This window comes from Staphylococcus casei (assembly GCF_030294405.1).
Classification (GTDB): domain Bacteria; phylum Bacillota; class Bacilli; order Staphylococcales; family Staphylococcaceae; genus Staphylococcus; species Staphylococcus succinus.
This window is the reverse complement of record NZ_CP125720.1, coordinates 15,465-32,242: the sequence shown is the minus strand read 5'-3', so window position 1 is coordinate 32,242 and position 16,778 is coordinate 15,465. Positions and strand designations below refer to the sequence as shown.

Genomic DNA, 16,778 nt, shown 5'->3' with positions numbered 1-16,778 from the left:
CCTCTTAATATTAAGTTAAGAGGTTTTGTGTCAAAAACGAAGGTTTACTTAACCCTTCGGGTCCAAATTCTTTATATTGTGCAATCCATCTTTCGATTAAACTTTTAGTCGATATTTCATATTTCTTTGCTAATGCTCTATAACCTAATGAACTATTTAAATATTCTTGAACTACCTTTAATTTAAATTCATATTTATAATGTTTACCCATAAAAATACACCCCAAAAGTTAGACTAAAAATCTAACTTTTGGGGTGCACATCAATTCTAAGAAGTCTTTTTTTATATTATTAATTTGTTTCTATATGCCCTCTTTGTTAATAATGTTAAATATAAATTGAACATTATTAACAAATTTTGAAAAAGGTGTTGGATACGTTTACATAATGTAGTATCATATATTGTCGAATAAAATAATAAGGAGTCTTATAAATGAATACAATATTTGCACATCGAGGTTTACCTAAAATCACACCAGAGAATACATTAGCTTCTTTTGTAAAATGTGGGGAAATTGATAGTTTAAATTGGATAGAAATAGATATAGCTATTACAGCTGATGAAGAATTAATTATTATACATGATGACTTTTTAGATAGAACAACAAACACGACGGGTGAAGTATCTAAATCATATTATGAAGATATTAAAAATGCTTCAGCTGGACTATGGTTCGGGGAACAATACAATAAAGAAACAGTTCCTACATTCAAACAATTAATCGATATTGTAAACAAATATGATCTTAATGTGAATATTGAATTGAAAGGTGTTACAGGCAATAATAGTGTAAACCAATCGAAAAAGTTAATCCAACTTTTAAAAGAAAATCTTGGTTTATTGAATGACAATATTAAAGTGCTTATATCTAGTTTTAATTTTACGTTATTAAAATTAGCTCAAGAATCATTGCCTGAAGTTGAAAGAGCTGTTTTATTTGAAGAACATGCATTTTATCCAGATTGGCAATCAATCGTCGATTATTTAGGATCTAAAACTATACATATAGAGGATAAAGGATTAACAAAAGAAAAGGTTAATCATATTATTACTCAAGGTTATACTTTAAATGTTTGGACAGTAAACGATAAAGGAAGAGCTAACGAACTGTTTAATTGGGGCGTAAACGGCATATTTACAGATATAGCCAATGAGTTACTACACCTAAGTTCGGAAGAAACGGTGCAGTAATATGAATATGTTAATTGAAAAATTAGGCTTAAAAAATAGAAAAGACCTAGTAGGTTTCTTTTCTGTTTTAACAGCAGGACAACTTATATACTCAGGTTTTGAAGCCTTCAAAGGAACTTTTTACAATTTATTACTTGAAGTTTTGAACATATCTAATTCAGAGTTAGGCGTTATATTTAGTTTAATTGGTATATCTGTATTCTTCTATATACCTGGCGGATGGATAAACAACAGGTTTTCTGTTAAATCTATATTAATTTTTGGTTTGGTCGTTCGCTTTGTTACCATGACTGTCGTAATAATGTTTTCTCCCTCATTTAGTATTTTAAAAATAATTGCCATTATATGGGGAATAGTGGACGCTTTCTTTTGGCCAGCAGTATTAAATGGAGTTACTTTATTTACTAACGAAAATAAACGTGCACTCGGTTTTGGTCTCTTAGAATCGGTGAGACGAGCAGAAGAAATGCTAATGAATTTATTAATCGTTGCTGTTATGGCACTCTTTAGTGGACTTATTATATTTAAAGGAGGTATGTTGATATATAATTTATTAATAATACCTCTTATTTTCTTAATTATTAAGTATGTACCTAAGAATGGTATAGCCGTAGAGGGAGAAATCAATGAAAGTGATACATCAAATAAGTCACTCGAAGCGCTTAAGGGAATCTTTTTTGTTTTCTCAAAACCAAAGCTTTGGCTTGCTTCAATCAGTGCTTTAACTATATATTGGTGTTACATAATTTTAATCTATAGTGTCCCATATTTACAAAACATGTATAATTTATCGACGTCGCAAACAGCATTATTTGGGATTTTTAATACTGGTTTAATGGGCGTTTTAATGGGTCTTGTAGCTGGAGTTGTTTCAGATTTCGTTTTTAAATCTTCATCTAAATTGATTTCTGTTGCTTTATTAATTTCGGCTATCACATTATCGATTGTTGTATTTTTTAAAGTGGGTATGATTTTCAGTTTTGTACTTTTAATCTTATTCTCAGTAACTACCTTTTTATCTAAAAGCGTTATTTTAGCTCCGATAGCAGAACTTAAGATACCTGAGAAATATATGGGGTCTGCAATGAGCATAGGATCTTTTGTTGCTTACGCTCCAATATTTTGGGTTTATACCATGAATGGGTCATTACTTGATTTGTATTCTGATGATAAAATCGTTGCTTACGAATTGATATTTAAAATAGGTATAGGAATAGCTATTTTAGGTAGTTTATCCTCCTTATTATTAGTTATTATTAACAAACGAAAAAGCGGAAATACTATATAAGTGAATTAGGTGTACTTTTTTATTCCACCACTGCAATAAACGAGGTTTCAAAGGTATTAAAAAAGCAGCGATAATTATCGCTGCTTTTTATTTATAACTACGTACTACTGTTTTTTCATAATTAGAAATAAATTCTTCTATAGAATCTAAAGAATTACTAAAAAGTGTTTTTTCTCTATCAGTTATAGTTAAAAAGCCATTTTTAACCATGTCATCATACATATTTTCCATTGGATGATAATAACTGTTTATGTTATAGAATATACAAGGACTATCATTTTTGCCAACACCTGCCCAAGATATCACTTCTGTTATTTCTTCCAAAGTACCTGGGCCCCCAGGAAGAGCTATGCAAGCTTGCCCTAATTCTATGAATTTAGATATTTTTAGATATTTCTTGTTTATATTGTTTATACATATCAGTATTATTTACTTTTTTATCAATCTCTATTAATAATTGTTCAGTATATTCTTTTGATAAGTTAGCCTTATCTTTACAATACTTTTGCCATTCTAGTATAGGATCTATTTCACTCACAATACCATTCCTCAATATTGGGTAAGATGAATACAAGATATCCTGCTAGTCCATGAATACCATTAGATTCTTTCGCAATTAGCGTGTGTAATATGAGGTGTTCAAATAAATCGCAGTAAACTAAATTTTCCTTCTTTTGATATTCGTAATCATATCTATAATTACGAATAAACTGAGGGTTTGAAAGATTATCATACTGATCTTCGAATATATGATGGCAATATAAGCCTTCTTTAGTTTTTGAAAACTTTCCTTTACTAATGGATTTGATTTCTCCATTCAGGAATTTTTTGTAAGACTTTTCTTTATAGTAGTCATCTGTAACTTCGCCATACTTTTTAATCAATAGCGTAATAACTTTTGAATAGGACATTTCAAGCAAACTGCTATAGTATTTATATTTCTCTTCATGATTAATGATCATATTTTTTATATTCCCTTCCCAAAAAGTTTACATAATAGGCCGTTATCAGAACTACACAAACATTTTCTGTAAAAAGCCTTGTTTACGTAATTTTAACTCATCAATTTTTTGAGTTTGCTTATCAATTAATATATCTACTTTATTTAAAAACCCGCTAATTTTCTGTTGTTCCTCATATATTGGAACGTTTAATAATAGTTTTTCAAAAACTGCTTTATTTACAATTTGAGTAGCAGTTTTACCCGCTATACTTTTCATTAATTTGGATACATCTTCAAAAGCATAATATAAGTAATCAACATCATAATTATCATTAGGTATAACTGCGTTAATCTGTTGATTACAGGAACCTTCTATTCTTAAAATTGCATTTTTTCCTATACTAGCTATACAAGTAATTAATAAAGTGTTCTTAGGTAATTGTCTAGCCTTGCTAAATCCTTTTTGGCTTAATTGATAGCCTGAAGTATAAATATTTTTTTTGTTAGAAATATCAGTTGGTGTTACCCAAACATACTGATTTGAGTTCCAATAGTCATTATCTTTTTTGCTTGGAGTATTCCCCGTAACTACTTTACCAATATCCGAAATTAATTTGTCTTCCCACTCAGGATACTCATTCCCACTCTCATCTTTAAATCTCAACTCTTGAGAAAAAATCTTTTGCATATATCCCTTTTTCTGTTCTTCTAGTAATGAAAGTTTTTGTTCTTCCAATTCAATTTGTTGGTCGAGTTTGCTGAAAAATTCACCGATTTTTTGTTGTTCATTTAATGATGAAATATTTATTTTAAACGTTGAAAAATCATTAAAACTAATTGATTTTCCATCTCTAATACCATATATCATAGAATCCAATTTTTTTATAAACCAACTTCTTTTAAAGTAATATTTAAAAAACATTTCATCTATATTGTCATCATTTTTTCTTAGAACAGTATATGCCGGACTAACTAAACCTAATAAATTGTTATACTCAAATCCTCCCTGAAACGAGCGCAAACTAATTATAAAATCACCCGGCAGAGTCTTTTTATAGCTTTTTAGACTCTTATTATTAAATTGTATATCTTTATCTAATTCCTCACGCAATACCATTCCTCTATCTTGTGTAGCTGATAAAGGCTGTAACATTCCAGAATGGTTTTTATCAGAAATTGATGAAAATAATTCATCCGCTCTCGTCTCTTCCCACTCCCCATCAAACTCTGGGAATCTTAATTCTGGTACTTTTTTCACTTCATTAGTCATGTGTCACCACTCCTAATTCTTTTAAGTAGCTTTCTATTTCTTGCTCTACGTCTGCGATTTCATGATCGATTTGATTTAAATCTTTTTGGACTTGTTCTAAATCTACTGGTTCTTCTTCTTCAAATGTATCGACATATCTTGGGATATTAAGGTTATAGTCATTTTCTGCGATTTCTTCTAAACTTGCCGGGTAACTATACTTATCTAATGTTTCTCGATTTTTATACGTTTCAACAATTTTTTCAACATCTTCAGTTGTTAAATGGTTTTGATTTTTACCTTTTTCAAATGATTGCGATGCATCAATAAACAATACATTGTCATCTTCTTCACGACACTTTTTAAAGACAAGTATACTTGTTGGTATCGATGTCCCAAAGAATAAGTTGGATGGTAAACCGATGACCGCATCTAAATAGTTCTTTTCTTTAATTAAGTACTGACGAATAACGCCTTCAGCTGCGCCACGGAATAACACACCATGCGGTAAAACGACAGCCATTGTACCATTATCATCTAGGTGATAGATCATATGTTGAATAAATGCAAAGTCTGCTTTTGATTTAGGAGCTAATTTTCCATAATTACTAAAACGTGGGTCTTCTAAGAATTGTGGATCTGAACTCCATTTCGCACTATAAGGTGGATTGGCAACGACAGCTTCAAAACGTTCGTCTGAAATGGCTGGATCTTCTATCGTATCCCCATTTTCAATTTTAAAATTCGCATAGTTTACATCATGTAACAACATGTTCATACGTGCTAAGTTATACGTTGTACTGTTGTATTCTTGACCATAATATTGACGCACATCGGCTTCACGACCAACACGAAGGAGTAATGATCCCGATCCACATGTAGGGTCATAAACACTTTTGAGGTCTTTTTTATTGGCTGTTACGATTTTAGCTAAAATCGTTGAAACTTGTTGAGGTGTGTAGAATTCTCCAGCTTTTTTACCTGAACTTGCTGCGAACTGACCAATTAAGTATTCGTAAGCATCACCTAACATATCAATCTCCATATCACTATGAACAAAGGGTAATGTAGATATCTTCATCATTACTTTTGAAATCAATTTTGTACGTGCAGCATTAGAGTTACCCAAACGTGAAGAATTAAGGTCTAAATCATCAAATAAGTGAATAAAGTCATCTTCACTATCGTGACCCCGTGTAGAATTTTCTATGTTTTTAATCGCATTACTCAGGTCTTCCATTTCAAAAACTTGTTTCTCAATTTTTTTAACTAAGTGACTAAATAGATATTGTGGTTCAATCACATAACCGATACGTGAAATAAATTCTTGTTCTAAGACGGGTCTATAATCTTCATCTGCCATCGCAGTTTCATAATCTATATTGTCTTCAGCTAAGAGTATTTGTGCTTGTTCTTCAATTTTTTCACTTAAGAAACGATAAAAAATCATACCTAAGATATAGTTTTTAAATTCATTTGCATCCATATTGCCACGTAAGTCATCAGCGATAGACCATAGATTTTTTTGTAATTCAGCTTGTTGTTGACGTTGTTTTTCCGTAATAGACATTTAATTGTCCTCCTTGAATAAAGTGTTTGTTAAAAATTGTTTTTTTAATCGGCTTTGTTTTTGTTTTAATATATTCAATCGTTTTTCTTTAACCCCGATATATCCAATCAATCTTTGTTTCTCTAAAGTAGGTAAAGTTATGTGTAATGATTTTAACTGTTGGTGGGTTAATTTTTTAATTGTTGAACCGCCCTGCATATATTGCTTATATTGTGATTGTACTTCTGGTGCTAATTGAAACCAATAGACTAAAAAAGTAGGTTCCAACAATTCAGAAGTAACTTCAATTTTTGTATAGTTATAAGGTAAGATTGAGCCATCATGTTTCGAACTCACTAAAGTACATTCACCTGTCATCATACTTATGACAATATCATCTTTATGTACAACGGTTGCTCTTGATGTATCTTTTAATCTTATGACTCTAGGTTGATATGTGTCATCTATGGTTAAACCTAAATCTATATCTAACATGTTTTGATCATATACCATATAATGATCCCCTATGCCGCTCTCATCGACTTCTAAACGTTGTATTAATGTGCCACTTTGATAATTAACATAATCTTTTAACATACCAAACCTCCTGTAGTTATGATTTTCTACAAAACAAATATAGCATGTCTTCAAAATAAAAACAAGTGTAGTTTTTGAAAACTACACTTGTTTTGAGTTAAACACTATATTTTTTAACCATGTCTTTGATAAATGATTTCACACGTTTTATTTTTTTAGTACGTATTAAAAGACCGCCAGAAACGCCTTGTTCAATTAAGTTATTATTTAAATGGCCACTAAATTCAAATTCCTTAACTAACGATTTCAATAATTCTAACGGATAATCTGTTTCCTCAGAAAATTGTTCCAGCTCTCCGACTTTCACTTTAGATTCATAATTATAATAAGCATCATCAATTGAATCACCTTCATTTAAGTTCGGTACGACTTTATCTAGGAATGTTCGAATTAAATCGGATTTCAATCTCAATTGATCATCATCAGCTTTATCAAGCACTTTACGAATCTCTTTAATATCTTTTGCTTGTTGTTCTGTATCACTTAAATCAATTTGATTTAATAAATCTAAAATATACTGAACATTAATCAAATCATTGCGTAAAATCTCAATATTAAAATCAATATTGTCTAATATAGATTCTCCCTCTACAGTCTCTTTATCAGGTCGTATCACTTTATCATAGATATCTAAATATTTACCTTTATAATCTTCATATGTTTGTTCATCAATACCTAATGTTTCCTCATCAAATGCAAATTCATCAAACGTTTTTAACTTTTGCATATGCTTCGCTAACTCACGATATGCAATAACAAAGTCACGCTGATCTTCTTCTCTTTCTAATTGGTCTACAGCTTGAGGTGTTTCAGCTAATTCAAATAGTTCAATCAGAGCCTGTTTGAATTTCGTTAAATATGCTTGGAACGATAAGCTTAACACCGTATCTGTATTATCTGTTTTAGAAAATAGCTCAATGGCTTCATCTGTCTTTTCTTTTAAATTTCTATAAGCAACAATATTTCCATACGGTTTCGTTGGTTCTTCAACACGATTGGTACGTGAATAAGCTTGAATAAGCGAATGATGTTGTATATTACGATCAACATATAGCGTATTAAGCTTTTTACTATCGAAACCTGTTAAGAACATATCAACAACGATAAGGATATCTAATTTTTGATCGGCTAATCCTTGTTTGACACGGTTTGATACATCATTGAAGTAACCATCAAACGTATCCGTTGAGAAATTTTTATCAAAGGTCTCATTATACGTTTGAATGATACCTTCTAATATATCTCTTCTCGTTTGTTCATCCATCGTATCATCTATGGCTTCATTATCTTGATAACTGAATATTGTCGTGACATTAAAATTATGTACGCCTTGTTTCTTCAATTTTTGGAAAACACGATAATATTGAATCGCCATTGGAATACTTTGAACGGTTAACATACCTGTGTACATTTGATCACGTGTTTTCTTATTATGGTTCGCAATAATATGTTCTGCTACTTTTTGAACACGTTCGTCTGCCATCCATATTTCAGCTTCATTAATTTTATTAACATAACCATCTTCGGTAATTTTTTCACTGCGATCAAATGTATTCATATATTCAACAGAAAAACCTAGCACGTTGCCATCTCTAATCGCATCTTTGATTAGATAATGGTGTAGACATTCTCCAAAAATATCCGCAGTCGCGCGTCCATCTTGACTCGCATTCTCTTCAAATCTAGGTGTTCCCGTAAAACCAAAGTATTGGGCGTTTCCGAAATGTTGTCTGATGATGCGGTGCATTGAACCAAATTGCGTTCGATGACATTCGTCAATAATGAAAACGACTTTATCTTCTTTATAACGTTCCATTGCTGGATGCCCTGATTTAATCGCATTATCCATTTTTTGAATCGTCGTAACAATTAGTTTCCGTGTAGGATCATCCATTTGTTTGAGTAACTTTTTAGTATTGAATGTCCTATCAACAGAATCTGACTCAAACTTATTAAATTCCCCTAAAGTTTGACCATCTAGGTCTTTGCGATCAACTAAGAATATAACTTTCTTAATATCTGATTCTTGCGCTAATATTTGACTCGCTTTAAACGATGTGAGGGTTTTACCACTCCCTGTCGTATGCCAAATATAACCATTGTTATTTGTTTCTATAGCACGATTTAACAAAGCCTCTACAGCATAGACTTGATATGGTCTTAAGGCCATTAATATTTTATCTGTTTCATTAATAATCATATAACGGCTAATCATTTTAGCAATATGGCACGGTGTTAAGAAAGATTCAATAAAATCTTTAAGCACATTAATACGCTCATTTTTTTCATCGCTCCAGTAGAACATATGACTTTTCATGATTTTTTGATCGCTATTCGCGTAGTAGCGTGTTTCCATTTTATTACTCACAACAAACATTTGTATGAATCTGAATAGCCCTGTATAGTTTTGACGACGATAGCGTTCAATTTGATTAAAAGCTTCTGTAATCGCAACACCACTACGTTTAAGTTCAATTTGAATCAAAGGTAACCCATTAATTAAAACGGTTACGTCATAACGACTCTTGTGTGTATCATTCACGCTTACCTGATTTGTGACTTGAAATGTATTTTGACACCACTTTTTTATATTCATTAAGCTAAGATAAACTTTTGTTTCATCATCACGTTCTAGTACATATTTATCTCTTAATATTTGAGCACTTTCAAATACACTTTTATCACTTATATCAATCATGATACGTTTAAACTCACTATCTGATATAGGTGTACCCTCTAATTTATCTGCATTTCGTTCATTTAAAATACGTCTAAAATTCTCTTTCAATTGTGTTTCGTTGCGCAATGATACACGCTCATACCCCAAATCTTGTAGCTGTTTAACTACATTTTCTTCTAAACCATATTCACTTTGGTATCCCAATTTAATCGCTCCACCCTATCAATCTTTAATATAATTAAATAATAACATATAAGATATATATAATTATTTATCTTATACTAACCATTTACATAATCGATAATTATCAGAAGTTCTAGCATAAAAAAGCACTACAAGTTCATGAGCTTGTAGCGCTTTTTATTGTGTTAATTACCAAACAACCGACTCCAGAAACCTTTTTTAGGTGGTTTTTCTTCCTTATCTTCGTATTCATTATCTATTTCTTCGAATTGTTTATCGTCTATTGTGGATGGTTCTTCATTGAGGTTTTCATTCTCTTTCTCTTCAGGTATATCTTTATGCTGCACCTCTGTAGGCTGTTCCCATTCTTGTTGTTGATCAGTATCTTTAGACTCTCCAGTAAATGTTGCTTCTTGTACATTAACATTTTGTCTCTCATTAACAGACGTATCAAAAGAATAATTAAGTCGTCTTTCTTCCTCTAATTGATCTTCTAATTTTTTAATCTTTTTATTACTTTCTAATGCTAATACTTGTTGATTTTCAAGCAATTTCGACCTTTCTTGCAACTCTTTTCTGTAAAATTCAATTGTTGTTTCATGACGACTTTCTTGCTTTTCAATTTGATTATTCAAAGTATCAATCTGGTTTTTAAGAATCTCCACTATTTGAGCATCAGTTTTAGATTCAACGTCAATATTATCTTGGTCTTTTTTTTGTTTACTTTCAGCAACATTTTCAAATCCATATTTCTTCTTATTTTCATTTACTCTTTGAACTATTTTTTCTATGTCGCTATCTTCTTTAATAAACGAAGTGTTTTCCTGTTTTATTGTTTCTATATTCAATCTTTTAATATTATTAAAAATTGTTTGCTTACTAACTTCTAATTCTTCACTCAAAGCTTTCACGCTTCTCATATCATCAACCCTTTATAAAATGTTTATCAACCCTTTATAAAACAGTATAAACTCATAAAGCTTGATAATAAAGTTATTACAATATTAAAAACGGTTCCCGTCAATCGTTTCATCAAAGGTTCGCAAAGGGTTGATGGTTTTTATCAAAGGTTTATAAAGGGTTTGCAAACCTTTGATAAGCCTGCATTTTCCCTTTTATAAGGTTGTTCAAAGTGATATAATAACCTTAACATGACAAAACCCCAACTACTGGTAATAGTCGGGGTTTGGTGATAAAACGTTGCAGCACGTTTATAAATCTTTTGATATCTGTATTATATACAACTATATCATCAAAGTGCAAGCAGAAAATTTATGTGTTCTTGTAATGTTTTATTACCTCTATCCAAAACTTTAATAGGAAAGGGGTTTTTATTATGCCTAGAAAAAATATAAAAAATCAAGCCAATCAAAATTTCTATATGCTACATAAAGTTTTATTTATCAACGAAAAATATAAAAAGCTAAGTGATAGTGCTAAAGTTACCTATGCAATTCTTAATGATAGAGTTAGTTTATCTATTAAAAATAATTGGATAGATCAAAATGGAGATATATACTTTATTTTTACTAATGAAAATCTTCAAGAAGTGTTAGATAAAAGTAAAAATACAATAACTAAAATAAAAAAAGAGTTACAAGAGGTTGGTTTACTGGAACAAGTTAAAACCGGGTTTAATCGACCGAACAAACTATATCTTCATGAAATAGAAACGAATATAACTATTGAAAAAGAAATACAAAATAGTACTTCGAACGATGACGAATCGAGTGATATCAAGGACTCCCAAATAATGGGACTCCAGAATCCCAAACAATGGGACTCCAGAATCCCAAATGATGGGACTCCAGAATCCCAAAACTTAGACCCTAATGATACTGAATTTAGTAATACTGATTATATAGAGACTGAGAACAATGATACGAATGATTTGAATGATACACCTAACAATATTTCTGAAAACGCTCATTCGAATCATACAAATCATCAACAAACTGAATTTAATAATGATGCCTTAAAATTCCAAGTGCTTGAAGAATTGCCACAACAAATCAAAGATTACTTAAGTAATTTTGAAATTAGAGAAATTCGTATTATTAAAAGTGTTTTACTTAAAGGAAAAAAATCATTTAATAATGCTCATGATACATATTACCGTTTAGAAGACGTGGAGTTCGAACTTATCAGTGTCTTAAAACGATTTAAAGCGATGTTGCTACAGAAAAATGAAACGGTTGAAGCTATGCAGGGTTATTTGATGCAATCGATTAAAGCTGAACTAGAAGAGATACATGCGCTTAATATGCGTCGTCAAAATATGCCTAAGTACAATATCTTTAACGAATAATTCAAATGAGCTTACAGCAATCAAAGAAACCTCTAAATATTCGGTTAAGTCATCTGAATTTTTAACTGATGATGACGAAAGAAATCAAAAAATCGTGAACGATTTGGAACGTTAGCTTAAAAGCTAGCGTTTTTTTTATGCTTTTTTGCCCCTGCGGGAACTATAGCGTTCAACCTGTATGGTTGACCAGTTTTACTATGCAAATTAAAATTTGCATGTAACTGGGCAGTGTCTAAAAAATTCGACACTGTTTTTGCTCAAATTTTTGTTTGTGAAACAGCATATATTTATTTGGCTCATATTTGCGTTTTAAGAGCTTATATATGTTTTTAGGCATAAAACTATATGATTTACCCCTAAATCTTTAAAACACCCCCTTAAAATTCAAAATAAAGGTATTTAAATTTTAAATCGTTCTTGTGATAGAGTTTACTTAAAAAGGAGCGTTTTCTATGTCTATTTTAATGTGGATTGGGATTTTTGTTGCAGTTTTTATTGGTGGTATGGGAGTGTTTTTATCTTACTATTTTGGAAAAAAGAAAAATAAATAGCCCACGTATTTATGCCGAGAAAATTTATTGACCAATTTTGACCTTTATGTTATATATATAGTGAAAATAGTTATATGCTTTATAGGGAGGGGTTGATATGAATTTAGATAAAAATTCAAAAAAACTAATTCCTTTTAAGAATATGTCTGATTTTGATGGTGTATTTGAATTTATCCCTTTTGTTGAATTCGAATTCAACAGTAATTGGGAAGCGTATTTAAATGATTTGGATTATGTCAAAAATATTAATCAAAAAATAGGTTAAATATGATAAGGAGTGATCGTTATGACTTATGATTTAAAACCATTTGGAAGAGATTATTTTGATATGACACCTAGTGAATTGTTTAGAGATTTTGGAAGACAATTTTTTAGTAATTTCCCTAATGAACAAGGTATAAAAACTGATATTAGTGAAAAAGACGATAGATATGAATTAAAAGCAGAGCTTCCAGGATTTTCAAAAGACCAAATAGATATTTCTTATGAAAATGGGACGCTAATAATTTCTGCTGAAAATAATCAGGTAAATGAAGAAAAAGATGATGAAGGTAAAGTCATTCAAAAAGAAAGATCTTATAGTAACGTGAAGAGAATGTATTCACTTAATAATATAGATGAAGATAATATTGGGGCTAAATTTGAAGATGGTATTTTATCTGTAGATTTACCGAAAACTGAGAATAATCAAAGAAAAGTAATAGATATCAAGTGATAGTTAAAAAGAGATGTGAATCTAATTTCACATCTCTTTTTTTTATTTTGTATTATGTTTTGCTAAACGTTATGACAAAAGTTAGATCACGCATTTATGCCGAGAAAATTTATTCATCGTTGTTAAGGGTTCCGAGGCTCAACGTCAATAAAGCAATTGGAATAAAGCAACTTTTTTAATTTTTAGTCATAATTCTACAGTTGGAGTTCCAACATGCTTCCTTCTTCTGATTTCATGAAGCCGTTTTTTTTATAAAAATTTTCTGCTAGTTCTCCACCTGTAATTAGAAAAATTTTATATATTTCATCAAGTTTGAGTGAATCAGAGACAAAATTCATTAATTTTTTACCTATGCCATTTTTTTGAAATTTAGGTATAACATGAAATTCATCTATACAAAATTGGTTCATGCCGCTGAAATAATAATCTATTCTTCCGATACACATTGCGATTACTTTATTATTTTCTTCGATTACATATCCTTTAGAATTAAATCCGCTCATTGTGGCTTCAATTCTAAGTAATGCTTCTTTTTCAGTCCATTTGTTATACCATGGATCTCCCTCATAAGCTGAAACTAAATTTTTAGCACAAGCAGTATAGTCTTTATTTTGAATACTTCTAAATTTCATATACATCCCTCTTTTTGATTGTATATATTTTCTGTTATTACTGTTTTTTATTATGGTTTTAGAAACTCGTTTTCAACTCGTTTCTAAAATCAAAATCAACTTAAATACAATTCCTTAATTTTTTCCTCATCAAAACCCTTAGTAAAATCTAAAAAATAAGGGATTTGCCACTTCTGTGTACTAACAGCCGTTTTATTCAAATCCCTTTCCCAACTAGGATAAACGCGAATAGCCATTTTACCTTTATGTTTTTCAGAACTAATAATTCCTTTTTTAAACAATAACTCTTTAGGAAAGATAAATTGACCTTTTTTAGATCCATCTAAAATATTAATAATCAACTTATCTTTTGACTCCTTAAAATTAAAAGGTCTATTTTTATTAATCTCATTCTTGCACCAAAACGCAACAAAATAACCTACTTTTTTAGGGGTTTTTTTAGCCAATCTACTTTTAAATTTAACTCCACTAAACTCAAAATTAAAAGCCTCATATTCTTGATTCCATTGTTCAAATTCATGATTTATCAAAGAAAATTTATAATCAAACAACGGTATTTCATTTAAAAAATCGATAGAAACATAATTACTATTCATAACAAAACTCCCTTCTACTCAAAATAAATTATAAAGCAATATTGCTTTATTCCAATTGCTTTATTGACGTTGAGCCTCGGAACCCTTAACAATCCCAAAACTTGTCGAATGGTCGGCTTAATAGCTCACGCTATGCCGACATTCGTCTTCAAGTTTAGTTAAGGGTTCTTCTCAACATCAATAAATTTTCTCGGCATAAATGCGTGTTCTACTTCTTGATTTTGAATTTAAAATCATATTTTTCTGCCATCTAATCAAAATCATCATCCTTATAAAAAAATAAAAAATAAACTACGATACCAATAGGGATACCAAATAAAGGCGTTGTGAAAATACTAGCTAAAAAAATCATTAAGCCTAAAAACATAAAATCTTCGAACTTCCACTTTTTATTTAATAATTCTTCCCACATTTGTTTAATACTCATAAATAAAGCATTCCTTTTTAGCAAATTTTATCGCAGGACTTATTAAAAATTTAAATACCCTTATTTTGAAATTTAAGGGGTATTTAGAGCGAACTCTATATTTATATATTTTTATAACTGTATATTTATATATTCTTCTTAAAACGTAAATATGAGCCTTAAAATTTATATTTTTTAACTCTTCAATATCAAAAAAGTCCAAAATTTTGGATTTCCTTCAAATATCGGTTAACTCGGTTAAGAGCATAAGGAGAATATGCTATCATTTGAAATGATAGATCTGGCGAAGCCAGACATTCCAAGACTTTAAATCGTTTTTATTATGATATCAAAAAAATAGAAATGTCTCACTTTTGTGACACATCATATTGTACCTGTCTCACCTTTGTGACACAATATATAGAAAATGTCACAAAGGTGAGACACCCTTTTTTGAAGGCATAATACTTTAATATCATTCTGGATTTCGTTTGAATTTCAAAATAATATTAGCAAGTATATGTACGTAAAACATAAAAAAAATAAGTAAAAAATTTTAAAAAAGGAGTTCAAAATAATGAAGAAAGATTTACTAATTAGAGGTGTAGATAGTGAGTTGTTAGATCGATTAAGTAGATTGGCTAAAGATAAAAATATATCAAGAAACAAATTAATTTTAGAGACTTTAGAGTTATTAGATCCACTTGAAAGTTATCAAAAATTATATGCAGAACAATCTCATCAACAAGCACAAAATACAAAAGTTTTAAAAGAAGTTGCGAGTAAACAAGATAAAATTTTATCATTACTTGAGTCAGTAGATTATTAGTATTCATGATATTTTTGTTTGAAAAATAGAGAGATACATTCTATAAAAACTTTGAAAATTTTATAGAGTATTTAATTCTATGATAAGTCTAATTAAAAAGGTGAGAGATATAATGAACTTTTTTTCTTTTGTATATGAGCTGTTTAAATTATTGTATACACACTTTTCTTTCCCTATAGTTATATTGATATTTATATTACTTTTTAAAAAAGATATCCATAATTTATTTCAAAATATCAAATCATTTTCAATAGGAGATTACTCTATTGAAGTAGATGTATCGGAAAAAATTAAAGCAACTTATGATTCAATTTCTAGTATTTCAGTTGAAAAATATGGTTCTGAAATTTTAAATGAACCTACTAGTTTGGGAGGGGCTGGTGGACCAAAAAAGGATACAGTTGATGAGTTTAAAATTATACATCTTAAAAGTTATACAATTAATTATTATTTGGAAAATGGTTGGTTAGATACTGTAACTACATTATATTGGGCTTACAGTCGCAGGGTAGAATGGGACAAAAAAATGATTGAGAATAAAGAGCGTCCCTTATCTGAAAAGCGTGATTTACATACTGAAAAAGAAATGGGTAAAGAGATAAAAAGATTATATGATTTAGCTATTCAAAATCCTGATATTAAATGGTCTTATGAAGATGTTATGACATTTAGAAAATTGATAATGATTGCAGTTAAACCAATGTTTTTTTCTTAAGAAGACAGGAAAAAGTAAAATATATTTGTGTAATGTACATTTGTGTATATTACACAAATGTACTTCATTGCTCTGATAAAAAATGATTGGGCATTAGTTAAATAAGTAAACTTGTATACTTATTTAATTGTTTATTTCAACAGGCTGTTTAGGTATATATTGCATACAGTATGCATGTATAACATATGCACGCATATTGTATGCAAATAATTAGAAAAGTGATGTGTAAGTTATACAAATGTAATTAACACATGTGTAACTTACATTTGTGTATAAAAAATATATAAGAAATACAGATTATTAAAGCGATAGTGGTAACTTAATATTTGTGAGGATTAACTTCCTA

At 29.9% G+C, this 16,778-nt stretch carries 17 protein-coding genes and 2 pseudogenes; 8 read left to right on the top strand and 11 right to left on the bottom strand.

From position 1 onward, the window contains the following. Nucleotides 1-10: 10 nt before the first annotated feature. Nucleotides 11-211 (bottom strand): helix-turn-helix domain-containing protein, encoded by a 201-nt coding sequence (locus QMO72_RS13740; protein WP_103266571.1) that lies wholly within the window; start codon nt 209-211, stop codon nt 11-13. Between the two features lie 221 nt (nt 212-432). Here QMO72_RS13740 and QMO72_RS13735 point away from each other — a divergent pair, with 221 nt between their 5' ends. After that, a complete protein-coding gene (locus tag QMO72_RS13735) occupies nt 433-1,191 on the top strand; it encodes a glycerophosphodiester phosphodiesterase family protein (protein WP_002512563.1) in 759 nt (252 codons plus the stop codon). A 1-nt stretch (nt 1,192) separates the two neighbouring features. Then, complete coding sequence (locus QMO72_RS13730; RefSeq protein ID WP_002512564.1) at nt 1,193-2,479, top strand: MFS transporter; 1,287 nt, start codon at nt 1,193-1,195, stop codon at nt 2,477-2,479. A gap of 87 nt (nt 2,480-2,566) precedes the next feature. On the opposite strand, the gene QMO72_RS13725 is transcribed toward QMO72_RS13730, so the two are convergent. From QMO72_RS13725 to QMO72_RS13690, 7 genes and pseudogenes are all read right to left on the bottom strand, one after another. Then, nucleotides 2,567-2,851, bottom strand: coding sequence for an LOG family protein (locus QMO72_RS13725; RefSeq protein ID WP_256092553.1), 285 nt, complete (start codon nt 2,849-2,851; stop codon nt 2,567-2,569). A gap of 4 nt (nt 2,852-2,855) precedes the next feature. Further along, nucleotides 2,856-3,441 (bottom strand): annotated as a pseudogene (locus tag QMO72_RS13715) (SAV1803-related protein). A gap of 51 nt (nt 3,442-3,492) precedes the next feature. Continuing rightward, nucleotides 3,493-4,692 (bottom strand): restriction endonuclease subunit S, encoded by a 1,200-nt coding sequence (locus tag QMO72_RS13710; protein ID WP_103266570.1) that lies wholly within the window; start codon nt 4,690-4,692, stop codon nt 3,493-3,495. Continuing rightward, complete coding sequence (locus tag QMO72_RS13705) at nt 4,685-6,241, bottom strand: type I restriction-modification system subunit M (protein ID WP_103266568.1); 1,557 nt, start codon at nt 6,239-6,241, stop codon at nt 4,685-4,687. Before QMO72_RS13705 ends, QMO72_RS13710 begins: the two co-directional genes overlap by 8 nt. Then, nucleotides 6,242-6,817 carry a restriction endonuclease subunit S gene (locus QMO72_RS13700; RefSeq protein WP_103266566.1) on the bottom strand — a complete coding sequence of 192 codons (576 nt, stop codon included), beginning with the start codon at nt 6,815-6,817 and terminating at the stop codon, nt 6,242-6,244. A 97-nt stretch (nt 6,818-6,914) separates the two neighbouring features. Further along, nucleotides 6,915-9,701 carry a type I restriction endonuclease subunit R gene (locus QMO72_RS13695; protein ID WP_286093286.1) on the bottom strand — a complete coding sequence of 929 codons (2,787 nt, stop codon included), beginning with the start codon at nt 9,699-9,701 and terminating at the stop codon, nt 6,915-6,917. Nucleotides 9,702-9,865: 164 nt separating this feature from the next. After that, the gene (locus QMO72_RS13690; protein WP_103266427.1) at nt 9,866-10,600 is read right to left on the bottom strand and encodes a DUF536 domain-containing protein; all 735 of its coding nucleotides are present in this window, start codon (nt 10,598-10,600) and stop codon (nt 9,866-9,868) included. A gap of 416 nt (nt 10,601-11,016) precedes the next feature. Here QMO72_RS13690 and QMO72_RS13685 point away from each other — a divergent pair, with 416 nt between their 5' ends. The 4 genes and pseudogenes from QMO72_RS13685 (at nt 11,017) to QMO72_RS13670 (ending at nt 13,254) form a co-directional block, all read left to right on the top strand. Then, nucleotides 11,017-11,988: a replication initiator protein A gene (locus QMO72_RS13685; RefSeq protein ID WP_103266428.1), complete on the top strand. Its 972-nt coding sequence runs from the start codon at nt 11,017-11,019 to the stop codon at nt 11,986-11,988. Nucleotides 11,989-12,004: 16 nt separating this feature from the next. Then, nucleotides 12,005-12,100: pseudogene (locus QMO72_RS13680) on the top strand (protein rep); the annotation flags it as partial. A 536-nt stretch (nt 12,101-12,636) separates the two neighbouring features. After that, nucleotides 12,637-12,804, top strand: coding sequence for a hypothetical protein (locus QMO72_RS13675; RefSeq protein WP_193751193.1), 168 nt, complete (start codon nt 12,637-12,639; stop codon nt 12,802-12,804). A gap of 21 nt (nt 12,805-12,825) precedes the next feature. Then, a complete protein-coding gene (locus tag QMO72_RS13670) occupies nt 12,826-13,254 on the top strand; it encodes an Hsp20/alpha crystallin family protein (RefSeq protein ID WP_103266429.1) in 429 nt (142 codons plus the stop codon). A gap of 194 nt (nt 13,255-13,448) precedes the next feature. On the opposite strand, the gene QMO72_RS13665 is transcribed toward QMO72_RS13670, so the two are convergent. The 3 genes from QMO72_RS13665 to QMO72_RS13655 all read right to left on the bottom strand — a co-directional run bounded on the left by QMO72_RS13665 (nt 13,449) and on the right by QMO72_RS13655 (nt 14,909). Then, nucleotides 13,449-13,886: a GNAT family N-acetyltransferase gene (locus QMO72_RS13665; RefSeq protein ID WP_103266430.1), complete on the bottom strand. Its 438-nt coding sequence runs from the start codon at nt 13,884-13,886 to the stop codon at nt 13,449-13,451. Nucleotides 13,887-13,981: 95 nt separating this feature from the next. Next, the gene (locus QMO72_RS13660) at nt 13,982-14,482 is read right to left on the bottom strand and encodes a MepB family protein (protein WP_101141761.1); all 501 of its coding nucleotides are present in this window, start codon (nt 14,480-14,482) and stop codon (nt 13,982-13,984) included. Between the two features lie 250 nt (nt 14,483-14,732). Beyond that, on the bottom strand, nt 14,733-14,909 hold the full coding sequence (locus QMO72_RS13655) for a VraH family peptide resistance protein (RefSeq protein WP_142922050.1): 177 nt from the start codon (nt 14,907-14,909) through the stop codon (nt 14,733-14,735). Nucleotides 14,910-15,465: 556 nt separating this feature from the next. Between QMO72_RS13655 and QMO72_RS13650 the strand changes: the two genes are divergently transcribed. Continuing rightward, on the top strand, nt 15,466-15,717 hold the full coding sequence (locus QMO72_RS13650; protein WP_286093285.1) for a hypothetical protein: 252 nt from the start codon (nt 15,466-15,468) through the stop codon (nt 15,715-15,717). A gap of 112 nt (nt 15,718-15,829) precedes the next feature. After that, nucleotides 15,830-16,432 (top strand): hypothetical protein, encoded by a 603-nt coding sequence (locus QMO72_RS13645; protein WP_040138583.1) that lies wholly within the window; start codon nt 15,830-15,832, stop codon nt 16,430-16,432. The last annotated feature ends 346 nt before the right edge of the window (nt 16,433-16,778 follow it).